The following is a 15668-nucleotide window of genomic DNA, read 5'->3' on the forward strand; positions in this document are numbered from 1 at the left end:
TCGCAAAGATTGTTGTTTTTGGATATATATTTGTAATTGGTTTTTATTCTGTTAAAATATGTTATATAAAGAAATTGCAAATATCTTTAATCAAGGGGGTAGAAAAAATGTTGGAGACCCTTCCTAATTGGTTTTGGGCATTATATTACTTGTTTTTCTTAGCAACATTTGGAACTGCAATATTCAGTGTTGTGAAAAATAAACATAGGGGATTGTCCATTCTAACCATTGTATTTACTGTTACAATTCCGATTATTAGCCTGATAAATAGCATTGGTAGAGTAGAAGGAATGAATGAATTTGAACACTTATTTAGTCAATTGCAACAGGGGGCAGTTTGGTCTATCTATACAGTTATAGGCTATATATTTTTATTAGTATGGTGGGTGCTAATCCTGTTCAAAAGCAAGTCCAAAAACCAAGTAATAGTATCTAATTAAAACCTTGTAGAGACCTTAATATTGGGGTCTTTTATTATTGCACTTCTCAACATCTCAACTGTACTATAATTAGATTTTTGACACGCTAAAACAAGCCTTTGCTCTACTCGTTTTTCAAATGCTAAATTCTTTTCCTTATCAAGCCATCGGAACCAGTAGAGGTAGTTGTCCAAATATTTTGTTGCAACTCCTTGAGAACGCTCCATCCACTTTTACAGGCGATTATGAAAAATTATTAACGTGTTAAATGTGGTAAATCCACTTCTTTACACGCTGTTTTTGACGCTCATTGACTGTTCATGTTGTAATCCTGTTATCTTTGCGAACTTTTTATAATTTGTTGCTGTTTCAGTGCATAGCAAAGCAGAAGGGTGAATATACTCACCCTTCTGCTTTAACACGATCTGTTCCTGCCTTACGAGCAATTACACTTCCATTACGGTCTTGTGCTACGACAACAGCATTTTAAGGTTAGAAATACCTCTCTTTTCGTCCTTTTCTCCACGCTTTTTGGCTTTTCTATGGGTGATTTCTCGCCCCTTCATAGACTCACGAAAGAAAGTTTCATCACTTTCAACGATACCTTAAAGTTGATTAAATCCGAAACTGCCTGATGCGTTCAAGATTTTATGTCTCCAATAAAATGCGGCGGAAATGTGTATTTTAAGGCGTTCAGCAATTTTGGGTACAACCATAAACCAGAAGCAAATCTGGCTTCACGAATGCTTTTAAGTAGTTTTGTCATTTTATCTGGTTCGTCTGGAAACAAGTCTTGTTTCATTACGTTAAACAAGGCTAATTGCTCTGATTTGGTTAAATTGCTGAACTCTTCATAAACATTTTCCCACATACTTAAACGCCTCCCGAATGCCCACTGTAACAACCTTTTAACAGTATAATCAAGAGAGCAACAATCTTTACGAAAACAGCCTATTTTTTTCTAGAGTCTCTTGACTTTTCAATTAAGTGTCTATATTGTATTAAGTGTACTACATCAACTAATACACTACAGACACTTAAAAAGTGAAGAAAGGTGTTCAACCATGAAAAAAGAAAAAAAGCCAATCAATTTGAAGTGGATGGTGCTGGCTGTTGCGTTAGCATGTACATTTTTTTTCGTTCTCGTTTTCATTGGTTTTGAAGTTCAAAAAGATTTGATACCCAATTCGGTCCCTTTAATGCAAGGACATGAACAAGCGATAGGACTGCAAAAGCATGAATGAGGAAAGAGGGAGCCATCATGATCCAAATAGATCCAAGAAGCGCTGCGCCAATATATGAACAAATCATTGAGCAGCTCAAAATTTTATGTTTAAAAGGCGTGATGAAGCCAGGTGACAAACTGCCCTCTGTCAGAGAGCTCGCCACCATTATTATTGCCAACCCAAACACCGTGAGCAAAGCGTATAAAGAACTTGAACGGGAAGGGATTATTGAAACGCTAAGAGGCCGTGGTACGTATGTAACAGAAGGTGCTCAGTTAAAGCTGAATGAAGGGAAGGTGCTCGAGATGAAAGAACAGTTAAGACAACTCATCATAGAAGCTCATTATGCCGGTATTGATATTCATCAACTGAAGGAATGGCTAGAAGAGATCGGCTCAAGTCTTAAAGGAGGAAAACAAGTTGATTGAGGTCAGAAATGTATCAAAAACTTTAAATGGACGCCAAGTCCTCAGTGACGTTTCCTTCAAAATAGAAAAAGGTGAGATCTTCGGTCTGTTAGGGCGGAATGGCTCTGGAAAAACAACGCTTCTCCGATTGATACAGCAAATTCTTCTTCCGGATGAAGGAGAGATTTATTTCAAAGACGTGCTGGTGAAAGACCACCCGCTAGTCAAGCAAAATATTGTATATATGCCGGTCGTAAATCCTTACTTTGACAGGTACAATTATGGACAGCTTGTAAAGCTTTTAAAACAACTGTATCCAAAGTTTGACGTGACATATGCCAATGAGCTTGTGAACCGGTATGAGATCCCGGAAAAAGTGAAATATCGTGAATTGTCGACAGGATTAAAGAAACAGCTGTCGCTCATTTTAAGCTTTGCGATCAAACCAGCGGTCATTTTATTGGATGAGCCGACTGATGGAATCGACGCTGTGACAAGAAATGATGTGCTTCAGCTCATGATCGACGAAGTGGCAGAACGTGAAACATCGATTCTCATTACATCTCACCGTTTAGAAGACATTGAGCGTATGTGTAATCGAATCGGATTTTTAGAAGGAAATGAACTCACAAGTGTCATGGATTTAGATGAATTAAAGGATGACTATGTCAAAATCCAAATGGCCTTTGAAGAAGATATGAACTTAAGTATTCGTAAAAATGGCGTTGCGATTTTGGATCAAGCGGGCGTTTTCTATACAGCGCTTGTTCTTAAAACCGACGTGGAGGCTAAAGAGTACTTGAAGTCACTAAAGCCAAAAATATGGCATGAACTGCCTGTGAATTTAGAAGAAGTATTCATTGCGAAGTTTGGAGGGAAACGCAGATGGTAAAGCGGCAATTATTATATAAGGAGTGGAAGCAGTCTGAGCTGACATTCATTTTAGTGATGCTCGTTGCTACGCTTGCGACACCCTTCGCATTCTTAATGGAATATTCTTCTTTTCAAACGTGTCTAAACGATACAGAGTGTATTGTCGATTCACCGCGTTTTTCATATTTCTTTAATACAGATGCTTTCCTCTCCCTTTCTTGGTTAATGGGGCTCTTCTTTGCTGTCATTCAGCTGGGATTTGAGAGAAATAAAGGGCACATGGACTTTACCTTATCTTTACCGTTTAGCAGAAGTGCAATTTATCACACAAAGTTTTTCTTAGGTGCTGGAATCATTGCAGTCGTTCATGCCGTTTCTTTTATTCTTACCTATTTACTTATTTTAGGACTTAATCCGTTGGAAACATCTGGTTTTCATAACGGTTATGTCATTTCGCTTGTCACCTCCTTGATGTTTTATAGTTTATTTTTTGCAGCGGGTACTTTAACTGGAAGTTCCATTTCACAAGCAATTGTTGGGTTCAGCACAGCTACTTTACCCTTTTTAGTGATCGGATTACCGCTTCTTCATTTAGATATTATCATCAAGACAAGTGGTAGTTGGGTAGATAAGAGCTTCACGTATTTGTTAGTGCCTATGTCTCCAATTACTTATATTACAACGCACCCTTTCCAACCCGATTATCCTTATTGGTTCACGGGTGAAGAATTCATTATACCTATTGTCATGATGGTTCTGTTCTATCTAATTGGCTTAATTAGCTTTATAAAACATCCAATTGAAAGAAATGGCCGCTTCTTCCTTTACTCAAATATGGATAGACCGATTCAGATTATGGTCATTGTCTTCGGTGTTCTAGGGTTTGGGTGGTTTGGATTTGCTTCAGATAATTCCATATTTGGTTATATTGCTGGCATGCTCATCGGTGGAGCTGTGGGCGCACTAACGAGTTATTTCTTAATCTATCGAAAAAGATAAACAGAGAGCAGGGGAGTAGAGATGATTCAGATTCAAGCATTAGATCATGTATTTAAAATTGGTAAAAAAGGCAGGGAAAATGAAATTCCTGTACTAAAAGGGATTGACCTGTCCATTAAAAGAGGCGATATTGCTTGTATTGTTGGACGAAGTGGTTCAGGGAAATCGACTTTGTTGAACTTAATATCAGGTTATATTACGCCAACGAGTGGACAAATTACCATTGATGGCACCAATGTCACTGGCTTTAATGAAAAAGAATGGGCAGACTTTCGCTTAGACCACTTTGGCTTTATCTTTCAAAGCTTTCAGTTGATTGGGAGCTTAACAACGTATGAGAATGTTGAACTTCCGCTCACTTTAAAAGGTGTGAAGCCGTCTGAACGAAAAGAGAAAGTAAAAGAAATGCTGAAACGAGTAGGTCTTGAACATCACGCAGGACATTACCCAAATGAGCTGTCAGGCGGACAGCAGCAGCGTGTGAGTATTGCAAGAGCCTTGATTTTAAATCCATCTATTATTTTAGCGGATGAACCAACAGGGAGTCTCGATTCAGAAACTGAAGGAGAAATTCTAGCCTTTATCCAGCAGCTCAATCGTGAAAAAGGAATTACATTCGTCATCATTACACATGACGATGAAGTCGCTTCAATCGCAGACACAACGTTCCAGCTTCACGATGGTGTATTAAAGAAAGGGGAACAATCCATTGAAATTTAGAGATCAGGTCAAATTCATAAGAAGAAACATGAAGAAAAATAGATTGCGTGTGTTTATGACCATTCTTGCGACGACAATGGCATGCTCTTTCTTAATCGTTTTAGCGTCTGTCGGTTTTGGTTTGCAAAAATCAGCTCAAGATGAAATTATGAAGCAGCAAATCATCACAGAAATTAAAGTGTTAGGAAAAGAAAAAGGAGACGTCAAGATTGATGATTTAAAGAAATATGATCATGTAAAATCTGTTGTCTCAAGAACATCGATCATTCCATCGGTTAACGTCGAGCTCGATAACCGTTCAAGTGAAACGCAGGCTGCTTTGACCGATATGAAAGAAGAAAAAGAAGCAGGGCTTGAACTAGACCGAGGAAAAGTGCCAACATCAGCGAACGAAATTGTGGTTGGGTATCATATGGCGCAGCAACTGTGGACAAAAAAAGAACGCGAAGCCTATGAAAAAGAATTAAACCAGACGTCAAATGGGGAAGAAACACCGAAGGAGCCTAAAGGCTACACGAAGGATATTTTAAATAAAGTGATTCAAATCAAAGTGCCAAAACTAAATGAAGAAAATGAAGTCGTCAAAGAAAAAACATTTGATTTCCGTGTAGTAGGTGTTTTGAAAAAGCCGAATTTGGAGTGGCAGGAGGATCATAAAATTCTGATTCCGAATGCTTATGAAAAAGAATTTGGCCAAATACTCGACCTGTCTCCTGAAGCAGGAAATGTCGAGAAAATGACCTCTGTTTATGCAGATAAATTCGACAATGTCGGTGCACTCACGGATAAACTAACAGATGAGGGCTACCAAGTCATCTCTGTGACGAATCAGCTAGAAGGAATGGCTATGTTCTTTACAGTCTTCAAAATTGGACTTATTTTTGTCGGATGTATTGCAGTCATTATTTCTGCCATCGGTATTTTCAATACGATGACCATGGCGGTAACAGAGCGAACACAAGAGATTGGGATTATGAAAGCCATTGGCGCGAATCCATCCATTATCAAGCGAATGTTTTTAATGGAAAGTGCTTATATTGGAGTCATCGGATCAATCATCGGTATTATCATCTCATATTTGATTAGTTTCGCCGTTAATTTAATCATCCCAGCCATTTTGTCGTCCATGTCTGAGGGAGGATCAAGCGATCAATTCTCGATTACTTTTTCCTATATTCCGCTTAGCCTTGTGATTACAGCAACAGTGATCAGCGCAGGGGTAGCGATCATCTCAGGGCTGAACCCGGCACGTAAGGCAACAAAAACGAATGTATTATCAGCTTTAAGAAGAGAAATTTAAAAAAGAACCTCCTGAAAACCCGATTGGGCGCTCAGGAGGTTCTTTTTAATCTTAATTAAACATCGCTATTGCTTAGGTGCCCTGTATCCGGCACGCTCAGCCTCTTCTACGGAGCAGAACATTTTGGTTACATTCTTTGTTCTAGAGTAGTATCTGCTGCTTGGTGTGTGATAAATACCGTTGACACTCCCTTTAATGTTACAGGCAGCTGATTCTTTTTTTGTTTCCTTTTGTGATTCATGACCGCCTGTGCTTTTTCCTTCATCTTTAGGAGCAGATCGCTGGACGGTGGAAGATTTCGTATCGCTGCTACTATTCTTGTTTTCTTGTTTAAGTGTTTCATTGCTGGAGGTAAGCTTGTCTATTTTCTCTTCAAGCGATTGAATGGTCTTTTCTTGCTGTTTGACCGTTTCTTTTTCTGAGGTGATCGTTTCTAGCTTTTTTTCCAGCTTTTCTTTTTCCTTCTCCGCGTCTTCTAAAGAGGAGGTAAGCGACTCTTTATCAGCTTTTAAGCTCGAAATGTCAGCTGAGAGCTCCTTTTGATCCTTTAAAAGCTGTTCGGAAGATGGATCGGCTTGTGCTTTTGGTGAATTTGCAGCAGCAAGCGGTAATGACATAATGGAAAAGAAGAGACCAATGATCAAAAAAGGATAGAATAGTTTCTTTGAAAAAATCAGCTCGTTCTTGCGTTTGAGTAAGAAGAAATTGACGGCATATCCGATGGCAAAACAGACACATAAAAGACCTATGATGAGTAACAACATATCTAACAGCCCCCCTAAATTGCTATTTACACCTATCATACCTCATTTTTCCATTTTGGGAAGCGGTTCAACTAAAAAAACCCTGTTTACACAGGGTTTTCAGCTAATGGTAATCCTTTTATGGCTTCTTTTACTGTCAAATAAGTGATCGTATTCTGGAAATCTGTATCGAGGTCTTTCATTTTCATCGCAAGCTGCGGTTTGATTCCAGTGATGATTAGTTCGGTTCCCGTTAGATTGAGAAGATGATGCAGTTTGAAAATGCGTGCTGCGACGGAATCATCGACTTCGATTAAACCAGAAAGGTCGACAATTAAATAATCATCCTTTGAATCATCTAATATACAGGTTAACTTAGCGACAATGGCATCAAAGCGCTCTTCAGATAATTTCCCGATAAGCGGAAGGGCAGATACACCATTTTTGATTGGGACGATTGGCGTCGAAAGAGAGGTGACTTCCTGTAAGGAATCTTCTAGGAGCTGTTCATATTCTTTCTGTTTCGTAATATCCTTTTGAAAACCAATGAAAAATGTTTTGTCATCTTGTTCAATGTATAGAGGATCTATATTGAGTTCATTCCAAAAAAAAGTGCCGTCTTTTTTATAATTTTTTAGCTGTGTGGTAATAGGTGTTTTGTTTTGAATTCCATGACGAATTAAAGCAAGCTGCTTTTGATCCGTGTCTTTTCCTTGAAGGAATCGACAATTACGCCCAAGAATCTCATCTGGTTTGTATCCAGTCATTTGTGTAAAGCCATGATTCACATAAACGATAGGGTTATCCTCTAAGGAAGGGTCTGTAATGACAACACCGATGCGCGCATGATCCAGCGCTTTTTTGATGAGTTCAAGCTGTTTTTGCAAGCCGAAAATGTTCGAGCTGACCATATTACCCTCCTTTGCTGCTATAAGACATATCAAATGGTTGTCTTTTCAACCAAATGAATCCTTATAAACGTAACATAACATATGTTCTGTTTCAACGATTGCAAACGCTTTGTTAAATTTGTCATCATAGTTTGTCCTCCATTAGAATAGAGTAAGTAAGGAGACTTTTCATTAGAAAAAGAAGGAATCAATTACTCAACATTCATAAAATGACAAAAATAGTTAATATGGATTAGGTAAAAATGATTCCAATGCATCAAGATTGTTTTTAGGTCATTCACATATAATGGAAGAAACAAGCTTTTTTTCTTCGTTAGAGAGAATAGACCTTTTACATGGATTATGACGGAACAGCAGAATGGCATTACAGGGGGCTGGACAGCCTGAAGTCGCTTTACTATTCTAAGGGCTTTAGGAAGGTGATGAAAATGCTGCAACAAGTCATTATTGCTTGCGCCATTGGAGGGGTCATGGGCATTCTCGGTCACGTAAAGAAAAAAGGCAGGCTAGAGAAGCCCAGAATGACAAAAAAGTTTATTTACTTAGGGTTTATTGAAGATTGGCTCGTTGGGATGATTGCCGCTACACTGCTTGTCTTATCCTCAAATCCCGAATCTAGTCTGCACTTGATCATCTTATCAATTATTTCAGGTTACGGAGGAGAAGCAGTTCTGCGAAGCTTTGATTTTGTAAGAGATCAGCGTTCACAGGATGCAGACTCCAGCCGTCATAACCGATCTCCACACGAATAATATCCTCTACTTTACCCTAGTCTAGGGTACATTCCCATTGTATACAAACCTGCTTGCACTTATGATCATAATTCTATAAAATACTACTTAGATGACGGTTACGATAAGAACAGTGAAGAGGAGTAGTAGGAAAGCAGTATTTGTCTTTAGAGAATTGACGGCTGGTGAAAGTCAATCAAATCTGCTTCTGAACTCGCCTCAGAGTTGCAGTTGCGTTAAAGCTTCTGTCGCATGTCTGCGTTAAAGATATTAAGTGAGCGTACGAACAGCATGTTACGCTAACAAGGGTGGTACCGCGGGAACCAAAAAATCTCTCGTCCCTTTCCAGGGATGAGGGTTTTTTGTTGATTTTAGAAAAATCTGAATTCTTGCAGTGGTCATCTAAGCAGATAAAGCCGTACATATTAAAGGAGGTTTTCACATTGAGTTTTCAGCATCGGGAAATTGAAAAGAAGTGGCAGGATTATTGGCTGACACATAAAACATTCGCCACATCTGACTCGGAAGATAAACCGAAGTTTTATGCGCTTGATATGTTTCCATATCCATCAGGAGCAGGGCTTCATGTCGGGCACCCTGAGGGCTATACAGCAACGGATATTTTATCACGCATGAAACGTATGCAGGGATATGATGTTCTTCATCCAATGGGATGGGACGCATTTGGTCTCCCGGCAGAACAGTATGCACTTGATACAGGGAATGACCCGGCGGCCTTTACAGAAGAGAACATCAATAACTTCCGCCGCCAAATTCAATCACTAGGGTTCTCGTATGATTGGGATCGAGAAATCAACACGACAGATCCGAATTACTACAAATGGACACAATGGATTTTCTTAAAATTGTACGAAAAAGGATTGGCCTATATCGATGAAGTACCAGTGAACTGGTGCCCAGCGCTTGGCACAGTGCTTGCAAACGAAGAAGTCATTGATGGAAAAAGTGAACGCGGAGGCCATCCTGTTGAAAGACGTCCTATGAAGCAGTGGATGCTAAAGATTACAGCATATGCGGACAGGCTGTTAGAAGATTTAGAGGACATTGATTGGCCTGAAAGCATCAAAGATATGCAGCGTAACTGGATCGGACGCTCTGAAGGTGCGCACGTTCATTTTGAAGTAGAAGGGCATAACGAACAGTTTACGGTTTTTACAACGCGTCCTGATACACTATTTGGTGCAACTTATGCGGTGCTTGCTCCAGAACATGCACTAGTTGAAAAAATTACATCAGCTACTCAAAAAGAAGCAGTCGAAGCATATATCAAAGAAATTCAATCGAAGAGTGATTTAGAGCGGACAGATCTTGCCAAAACGAAAACGGGTATTTTCACAGGGGCATATGCCATCAATCCCTTAAATGGTGAAAAAATGCCGATCTGGATTGCAGATTACGTGTTAGCCACTTATGGAACAGGGGCGATTATGGCCGTACCTGCTCATGATGAACGTGATTATGAATTCGCCAAAACCTTTGATCTTCCAATCAAAGAAGTTGTAGAAGGCGGAGACATCGAAAAAGAAGCCTACACAGGTGATGGAAAGCACATTAACTCTGATTTCCTAAATGGCTTAGGAAAAGAAGAGGCGATTGAAAAAGCGATTGCATGGCTTGAAGAACATCAAAAGGGTGAAAAGAAAGTCACATATCGTTTAAGAGACTGGCTATTTAGCCGCCAGCGCTACTGGGGTGAACCGATTCCAATCATTCATTGGGAGGACGGAACATCTTCAGCTGTTTCAGAGGAAGAGCTTCCACTGATCTTGCCTAAGACGACTGAGATTAAGCCAAGTGGTACAGGTGAATCACCATTAGCCAATATTAAAGACTGGGTTGAGGTTGTAGATCCTGTAACAGGTAAGAAAGGCCGCCGTGAAACGAATACAATGCCGCAATGGGCAGGAAGCTGCTGGTATTTCTTACGTTATATTGATCCTCATAACTCAGAAGAGCTTGCATCTCCTGAGAAGCTGAAGAAATGGCTTCCAGTTGATGTGTATATCGGCGGAGCAGAACACGCTGTACTGCATCTTCTATATGCACGCTTCTGGCATAAATTCTTGTATGATATCGGTGTTGTTCCAACAAAAGAACCTTTCATGAAATTGTTCAACCAAGGCATGATTCTTGGGGAAAACAATGAAAAAATGAGTAAATCAAAAGGAAATGTGGTCAACCCGGATGATATCGTAGAATCTCATGGTGCAGATACATTACGACTTTATGAAATGTTCATGGGACCTTTAGATGCGTCAATTGCTTGGTCTGAAACAGGACTTGATGGTGCTCGTCGTTTCCTTGATCGTGTATGGCGTCTATTTACAAATGAAGATGGCTCACTCAGTGATAAAGTGACAGAGCAATCTGGCGGCGCATTAGAACGCAGCTATCATGAAACCGTCATGAAGGTAACTGATCATTATGAAGGCTTGCGTTTCAATACAGGCATTTCACAATTAATGGTGTTTATCAACGATGCCTATAAGGCTGATACACTGCCGAAAGAATATGCAGAAGGCTTTGTAAAGCTTCTTTCTCCAATTGCACCGCATCTTGCAGAAGAGCTTTGGAATAAACTTGGTCATGAAGGGTCTATTTCTTATGAAGCATGGCCTCAATATGATGAGTCAAAGCTTGTCGACGATGAAGTAGAAATTGTCGTACAGCTTAACGGTAAAGTGAAAGCAAAATTAACCGTTCATGCTGATGCAACAAGGGAGCAGTTAGAAGAGCTTGCGAAAAATGATGCACGTGTAAAAGAACAGCTTGAAGGGAAAACCATTCGCAAAGTGATTGCGGTTCCTGGGAAGCTTGTCAATATTGTTGCGAACTAATGATGACACCCATCGGTATGAACCGGTGGGTGTTCTTTATTTCCCGGGACATAATTTTGTCGAAAACAAGGTGATTCCTGCATCGGTCTCGTATTTTAACAGGTGATCAAGAAAATGAGGAGTGACGTCAATGGAAAAGGAAAGCAAACGTGAACAACTGCTCAGTCTGTTAGGAGAAATGCCAGAACGTCATCGCGTGGAGGCTTATACGTTAAAAATGGAGGAACGTGAATCATATGTAGTGGAAACACTCATTCTCTCCATAAATGGCGTAGAGGAAGTCCCTGCTTATTTCGTGAAACCGAAGGATACAGTGAAAAAAAGACCCGTAGTCCTGTTCCAACACTCTCATGGCGGTAATTATGTCAACGGGAAGGAAGAGCTGTTAGAGGGTGCTCATTATTTGCAAGCGCCTTCATATGCAAAAGAGTTTACGTCAAAAGGATATAGTGTACTGGCCATTGATCATGCTGGGTTTGGTGAGAGAAGGGGAAGAACAGAAAGTGAAATTTTTAAGGAAATGCTTTTAACAGGAAAAGTGATGTGGGGCATGATGCTGTATGAAAGCATGTGTGCGATTGATTATTTGATGTCTCGATCTGATGTACTGGCGGACCGGTTAGCTGTCTTTGGGATGTCAATGGGCGGTCTCCTTTCCTGGTGGACGGCTGCACTTGATGAGAGGATCAGTGTGTGTATTGATCTTTGCGCACAGGTGGATCATCATACATTAATTGAAACGAACAATTTGGATAGGCATGGCTTTTATTACTATGTACCGAGCTTAGCAAGGCATTTTACAGCAGCTGACATTCAAGAAATGATTTTTCCAAGACCGCATTTAAGCTTAGTTGGAAAACTTGATCAGCTCACGCCTGCTGAAGGCGTTGGAAGGATTCAAAAGGTATTGAGTGGAACCTATCAAGCTGCTTCATTGAAAGAACGATATCAGCTTGCCCATCTTCATGCAGGTCATTTTGAAACAGCCGCTATGCGTCACGAGGCGACACGATTTTTGAAAAAGTGGCTGTAATCAAGAAACGCTGGGACATACTACGTCAAAAGAAAGGAGGAGACAGATGAAAAAAATCACCATCATTGGCGGATGCGGTGTGATTGGACGTCTTTTAACAAAAGCGCTCTCTACTGAGTACAGTATCACGATTATTGATCTGACGAGCTGTGTAGAAGGAGTCATTTTAGCCGATGCAGCGAATGAACAGAATGTCTATGAGGCAATTCCGCGGGATACAGATGTCATCTTGCATCTTCTAAACATGGACATGACGCATGATGTGATGGATCATGAAGAATTTGCAAAAATGACTGATATTTTTTGGAGGAGTACCTATTATATGTTTCGTTCAGCCGCCCGGCTTGGCATACGAAAAGTCATTTTTGCAAGCAGCAACCATGTGACGGATCGTTATGAAGAGGATGGACGCTCCTTACTTGGACGGCAGATTACAACTGACGATGTGCCTGCGACTAAAAATGTATATGGCATTTTAAAATTTGCATCCGAACAGCTGGGCCGTTTGTTCCACGATCAAACGGGAATGTCTGTCATCAATTTACGGATTGGAACAGTTGTAACAGATGAAATGAAGGCATTACACAAAAAACAAAGAACAAAAAGAACACTGCTGTCACATGAGGATCTTGCAGGTATGACAAAGGCAGCGATTGAATCGGATATTCCCTTTGGGACCTATTATGCTGTATCAGAGAATGAAGGAAAGCCATGGTCTACTGAGAAAACGAAGCAGGAGTTAGGCTACAAACCAGATGTCAATACGACGGAAATACTCGAAGAAAATGATCAGGCATAGGGCATAATCATGTCAAGAGCTAATGATCTTATTCTTTTGTTTCATGAGTATAAAAGCACGGCTGACATGATCTATTCAGTTGGTCTGTCAAGATGATTATAGACGCTTTCTTCCCTCGTTTGTTACATTTTAATCACGATATCGTCACAGGCTGCAGCTTACTTTCAGTTGAAATGATAACGCTTTCAAAGAAAGGGCGTGATGAACATAGATCGTTCTATTAAAGGCCGATTGTTCAATTTATTTAATTACTCTTTTCTACTCATGTTCGCATTAATTTGTGTGCTTCCGTTCATCCATGTCATTGCCGCCTCTTTTGCAACAGTAGAAGAGGTCATCACGAAGAAGTTTATCTTGTTCCCAACGACGTTTTCTTTAGAGGCATATCGATACATTTTTTCTACAGATATTGTGTATCGCAGTCTCATTGTGTCCATTTTTGTGACGCTTGTTGGAACAGCTGTCAGCATGTTTTTGTCCTCGCTTATGGCATACGGGCTGTCTCGCCAGGAGCTAAAAGGCCGGAGAACACTGATGTTTCTCGTTGTCTTCACGATGCTGTTTAGCGGAGGTATGATTCCGACGTTTATTGTGGTGAAAACACTTGGTCTGCTTGATACGTATTGGTCACTTATTCTACCGGTTGCAATCAATGCGTTCAATTTAATCATTTTGAAAAACTTTTTTCAAAACATACCGGCAAGTCTTGAGGAATCAGCGAAGATGGACGGCTGTAACGATTTAGGGATTTTCTTTAAAATTGTGCTGCCACTTTCTTTGCCAGCCATTGCAACCATTTCACTTTTTTATGCCGTGACGTATTGGAATACGTATATGACCGCCATTCTGTATTTAAATGATTCAGTGAAATGGCCGATTCAGGTGCTGCTGAGACAGATTGTCATTGTCTCAAGCGGAATGCAGGGAGATATGTCGGATATGGGCTCATCCACACCACCGCCAGACCAAACGATTAAAATGGCTGTCATTGTTGTGGCGACCATTCCGGTTCTGCTTGTCTATCCATTTATTCAAAAGCATTTCAACAAAGGGGCATTACTAGGTTCTGTAAAGGGTTAAAAAGATGGAACAACGGAGGGATCTTATGGGGAGAAAGAAATTATGGCTGATTGCGTTTGTCCTGTTATTTGCAGCAAGCGGTATTTTGTCAGCATGTTCAAGTAAAGGGGCAAACTCATCAGATGAGAAGGTTGATTTAGACAAAAAGGTAAAGCTGACATGGATGGCGATTTTATATCATCAGCAGCCGCCGAAGAATTCCGTTTTAAAAGAGATTGAGAAGCTCACAAATACAGAGCTTGATATTACATGGGTGCCTGATGCTGTGAAGGAAGATCGGTTAAATTCCGCACTTGCAGCAGGGAATTTGCCGCAAATTGTGACGATTCAAGACATTAAAAATTCGTCTGCGATTAATGCGTTCAGATCAGGCATGTTCTGGGAAGTCGGTCCGTATTTAAAGGATTATCCAAATTTAAGTAAGATGAACGAACTGATTAATAAAAACGCCTCTATAGACGGCAAGCTTTATGGCATCTATAGAGAAAGACCACTTTCAAGACAAGGGATTGTCATTCGAAAGGATTGGCTTGAAAATTTAAATTTGGATACACCAAAAACATTGGATGATCTATATGAAGTAGCCAAAGCCTTTACTGAAAAAGACCCGAATCAAAACGGAAAAGCGGATACAATTGGCTTTACGGATCGGAACGATTTAATTTATGGAGCATTTAAAACACTTGGTTCATATGAAGGTATGCCTACAGACTGGAAAGAAGAAAACGGGAAATTCACGCCAGACTTTATGACAGATGAATATATGAATACAATGAAATACATGAAAAAGCTGCGTGATAATGGCTATATCAACAAAGACTTCCCAGTGACAAGCAAAACACAGCAGCAGGAATTATTCTCACAAGGAAAAGCAGGCATCTATGTTGGAAATATGGTAGATGCCGTGAACCTGCGAGATGATGCGACAGATAAAAACATGAAAGTAGATATTATCAACCGAATCAAAGGCCCAGATGGCAAAGAACGTGTGTGGGCATCAGGTGGTCATAATGGCATCTTCGCATTCCCTAAAACAAGCGTGAAATCAGAGGCAGAATTAAAGCGGATTTTGGCCTTCTTTGACCGCATTGCTGAAGAAGATGTGTATGGTCTCATGACGTACGGTATCGATGGCCAGCATTATAAGAAAGAAGAAGGAAATACATTTGTCAGGGAAGAAAGCCAAGTGAAAGGCTGGCAGACAGATGTCCAGCCACTTGTCAGTCTTGTAGGAATTGATAAACGTTACTTGAAAAATAAAGGGGATGCAGTTCGTTCTAAATATGAAGAGCTAGAAGAAGACAATAAAAACATCATCGTTGCCAATCCTGCTGAAAGCCTGTATTCAGAAACAGCATCAGAGCGTGGAAACGAATTGAAGAAAATCATCGATGATGCGACGTATAAGTTCATTCTTGGAGACATCAGTGAAGATCAATTTCAGAAAGATGTAGAGAAATGGAAATCAAATGGTGGGAATAAAATCATAGAAGAATATGAGGCTTCCTTTAAAAAATCAAAATGATCAATAGGAACACCCCCGCAAAGCAAAAAAGCGGGGGTGTTTTG

15 protein-coding genes, 1 pseudogene and 1 other annotated feature are annotated in these 15668 nt (G+C 40.1%); of the genes and pseudogenes, 13 read left to right on the forward strand and 3 right to left on the reverse strand.

Going from position 1 to position 15668, the window contains the following annotated elements:
• Positions 1-107 precede the first annotated feature (107 nt).
• Positions 108-440, forward strand: coding sequence for a hypothetical protein (locus tag AMR95_RS09610; RefSeq protein WP_039183270.1), 333 nt, complete (start codon positions 108-110; stop codon positions 438-440).
• Here the strand turns inward: AMR95_RS09610 and AMR95_RS19135 are convergent.
• Positions 437-1290 (reverse strand): annotated as a pseudogene (locus AMR95_RS19135) (IS1595 family transposase). The gene AMR95_RS09610 and the pseudogene AMR95_RS19135 overlap by 4 nt on opposite strands.
• A gap of 193 nt (positions 1291-1483) precedes the next feature.
• On the opposite strand from AMR95_RS19135, the gene AMR95_RS09625 reads away from it, so the two are divergent.
• The 6 genes from AMR95_RS09625 to AMR95_RS09650 are packed head-to-tail and all read left to right on the forward strand — an operon-like array spanning position 1484 to position 5944.
• On the forward strand, positions 1484-1663 hold the full coding sequence (locus AMR95_RS09625) for a hypothetical protein (RefSeq protein ID WP_039180825.1): 180 nt from the start codon (positions 1484-1486) through the stop codon (positions 1661-1663).
• A gap of 17 nt (positions 1664-1680) precedes the next feature.
• Positions 1681-2073: a GntR family transcriptional regulator gene (locus AMR95_RS09630; RefSeq protein ID WP_019743690.1), complete on the forward strand. Its 393-nt coding sequence runs from the start codon at positions 1681-1683 to the stop codon at positions 2071-2073.
• On the forward strand, positions 2066-2944 hold the full coding sequence (locus AMR95_RS09635) for an ATP-binding cassette domain-containing protein (RefSeq protein WP_058838196.1): 879 nt from the start codon (positions 2066-2068) through the stop codon (positions 2942-2944). The genes AMR95_RS09630 and AMR95_RS09635 overlap by 8 nt, the downstream gene beginning before the upstream one ends.
• Positions 2938-3924, forward strand: a complete 987-nt coding sequence (locus AMR95_RS09640) for an ABC transporter permease subunit (protein ID WP_058838197.1) — start codon at positions 2938-2940, stop codon at positions 3922-3924. Before AMR95_RS09635 ends, AMR95_RS09640 begins: the two co-directional genes overlap by 7 nt.
• A gap of 21 nt (positions 3925-3945) precedes the next feature.
• Positions 3946-4644, forward strand: a complete 699-nt coding sequence (locus tag AMR95_RS09645; RefSeq protein ID WP_039180816.1) for an ABC transporter ATP-binding protein — start codon at positions 3946-3948, stop codon at positions 4642-4644.
• A complete protein-coding gene (locus tag AMR95_RS09650) occupies positions 4634-5944 on the forward strand; it encodes an ABC transporter permease (protein ID WP_039180812.1) in 1311 nt (436 codons plus the stop codon). The genes AMR95_RS09645 and AMR95_RS09650 overlap by 11 nt, the downstream gene beginning before the upstream one ends.
• A gap of 65 nt (positions 5945-6009) precedes the next feature.
• Here the strand turns inward: AMR95_RS09650 and AMR95_RS09655 are convergent, their stop codons facing one another.
• Positions 6010-6708: a sunset domain-containing protein gene (locus AMR95_RS09655; RefSeq protein WP_039180808.1), complete on the reverse strand. Its 699-nt coding sequence runs from the start codon at positions 6706-6708 to the stop codon at positions 6010-6012.
• Positions 6709-6794: 86 nt separating this feature from the next.
• A complete protein-coding gene (locus AMR95_RS09660; RefSeq protein WP_039180805.1) occupies positions 6795-7598 on the reverse strand; it encodes a PAS domain-containing protein in 804 nt (267 codons plus the stop codon).
• A gap of 422 nt (positions 7599-8020) precedes the next feature.
• Between AMR95_RS09660 and AMR95_RS09665 the strand changes: the two genes are divergently transcribed.
• From AMR95_RS09665 to AMR95_RS09690, 6 genes are all read left to right on the forward strand, one after another.
• Positions 8021-8350 (forward strand): DUF4257 domain-containing protein, encoded by a 330-nt coding sequence (locus AMR95_RS09665; protein WP_228280384.1) that lies wholly within the window; start codon positions 8021-8023, stop codon positions 8348-8350.
• Positions 8351-8453: 103 nt separating this feature from the next.
• Positions 8454-8675: a binding site (T-box leader), on the forward strand.
• A gap of 97 nt (positions 8676-8772) precedes the next feature.
• The gene (gene leuS / locus AMR95_RS09670) at positions 8773-11187 is read left to right on the forward strand and encodes a leucine--tRNA ligase (protein WP_058838198.1); all 2415 of its coding nucleotides are present in this window, start codon (positions 8773-8775) and stop codon (positions 11185-11187) included.
• 130 nt (positions 11188-11317) lie between these two features.
• Positions 11318-12220, forward strand: a complete 903-nt coding sequence (locus tag AMR95_RS09675) for a dienelactone hydrolase family protein (RefSeq protein ID WP_058838199.1) — start codon at positions 11318-11320, stop codon at positions 12218-12220.
• A gap of 46 nt (positions 12221-12266) precedes the next feature.
• A complete protein-coding gene (locus AMR95_RS09680) occupies positions 12267-13019 on the forward strand; it encodes an NAD-dependent epimerase/dehydratase family protein (protein WP_058838200.1) in 753 nt (250 codons plus the stop codon).
• A gap of 219 nt (positions 13020-13238) precedes the next feature.
• The gene (locus tag AMR95_RS09685) at positions 13239-14099 is read left to right on the forward strand and encodes a carbohydrate ABC transporter permease (RefSeq protein WP_106025828.1); all 861 of its coding nucleotides are present in this window, start codon (positions 13239-13241) and stop codon (positions 14097-14099) included.
• A gap of 25 nt (positions 14100-14124) precedes the next feature.
• Positions 14125-15624 carry an extracellular solute-binding protein gene (locus tag AMR95_RS09690; RefSeq protein WP_058838201.1) on the forward strand — a complete coding sequence of 500 codons (1500 nt, stop codon included), beginning with the start codon at positions 14125-14127 and terminating at the stop codon, positions 15622-15624.
• Positions 15625-15668 lie beyond the last annotated feature (44 nt).

It is taken from the genome of Bacillus sp. G1(2015b) (assembly GCF_001482475.1).
Taxonomy (GTDB): Bacteria; Bacillota; Bacilli; order Bacillales; family Bacillaceae; genus Bacillus; species Bacillus safensis.

What these genes read in the sequence shown, in the direction of transcription:
- AMR95_RS09610 (WP_039183270.1), top strand. Translation starts at nt 108, where the DNA reads ATGTTGGAGACCCTTCCTAATTGGTTTTGGGCATTATATTACTTGTTT.
- AMR95_RS09625 (WP_039180825.1), top strand. Translation starts at nt 1,484, where the DNA reads ATGAAAAAAGAAAAAAAGCCAATCAATTTGAAGTGGATGGTGCTGGCT.
- AMR95_RS09630 (WP_019743690.1), top strand. Translation starts at nt 1,681, where the DNA reads ATGATCCAAATAGATCCAAGAAGCGCTGCGCCAATATATGAACAAATC.
- AMR95_RS09640 (WP_058838197.1), top strand. Translation starts at nt 2,938, where the DNA reads ATGGTAAAGCGGCAATTATTATATAAGGAGTGGAAGCAGTCTGAGCTG.
- AMR95_RS09645 (WP_039180816.1), top strand. Translation starts at nt 3,946, where the DNA reads ATGATTCAGATTCAAGCATTAGATCATGTATTTAAAATTGGTAAAAAA.
- AMR95_RS09655 (WP_039180808.1), bottom strand. Translation starts at nt 6,708, where the DNA reads ATGTTGTTACTCATCATAGGTCTTTTATGTGTCTGTTTTGCCATCGGA.
- AMR95_RS09660 (WP_039180805.1), bottom strand. Translation starts at nt 7,598, where the DNA reads ATGGTCAGCTCGAACATTTTCGGCTTGCAAAAACAGCTTGAACTCATC.
- AMR95_RS09665 (WP_228280384.1), top strand. Translation starts at nt 8,021, where the DNA reads ATGAAAATGCTGCAACAAGTCATTATTGCTTGCGCCATTGGAGGGGTC.
- AMR95_RS09675 (WP_058838199.1), top strand. Translation starts at nt 11,318, where the DNA reads ATGGAAAAGGAAAGCAAACGTGAACAACTGCTCAGTCTGTTAGGAGAA.
- AMR95_RS09680 (WP_058838200.1), top strand. Translation starts at nt 12,267, where the DNA reads ATGAAAAAAATCACCATCATTGGCGGATGCGGTGTGATTGGACGTCTT.
- AMR95_RS09690 (WP_058838201.1), top strand. Translation starts at nt 14,125, where the DNA reads ATGGGGAGAAAGAAATTATGGCTGATTGCGTTTGTCCTGTTATTTGCA.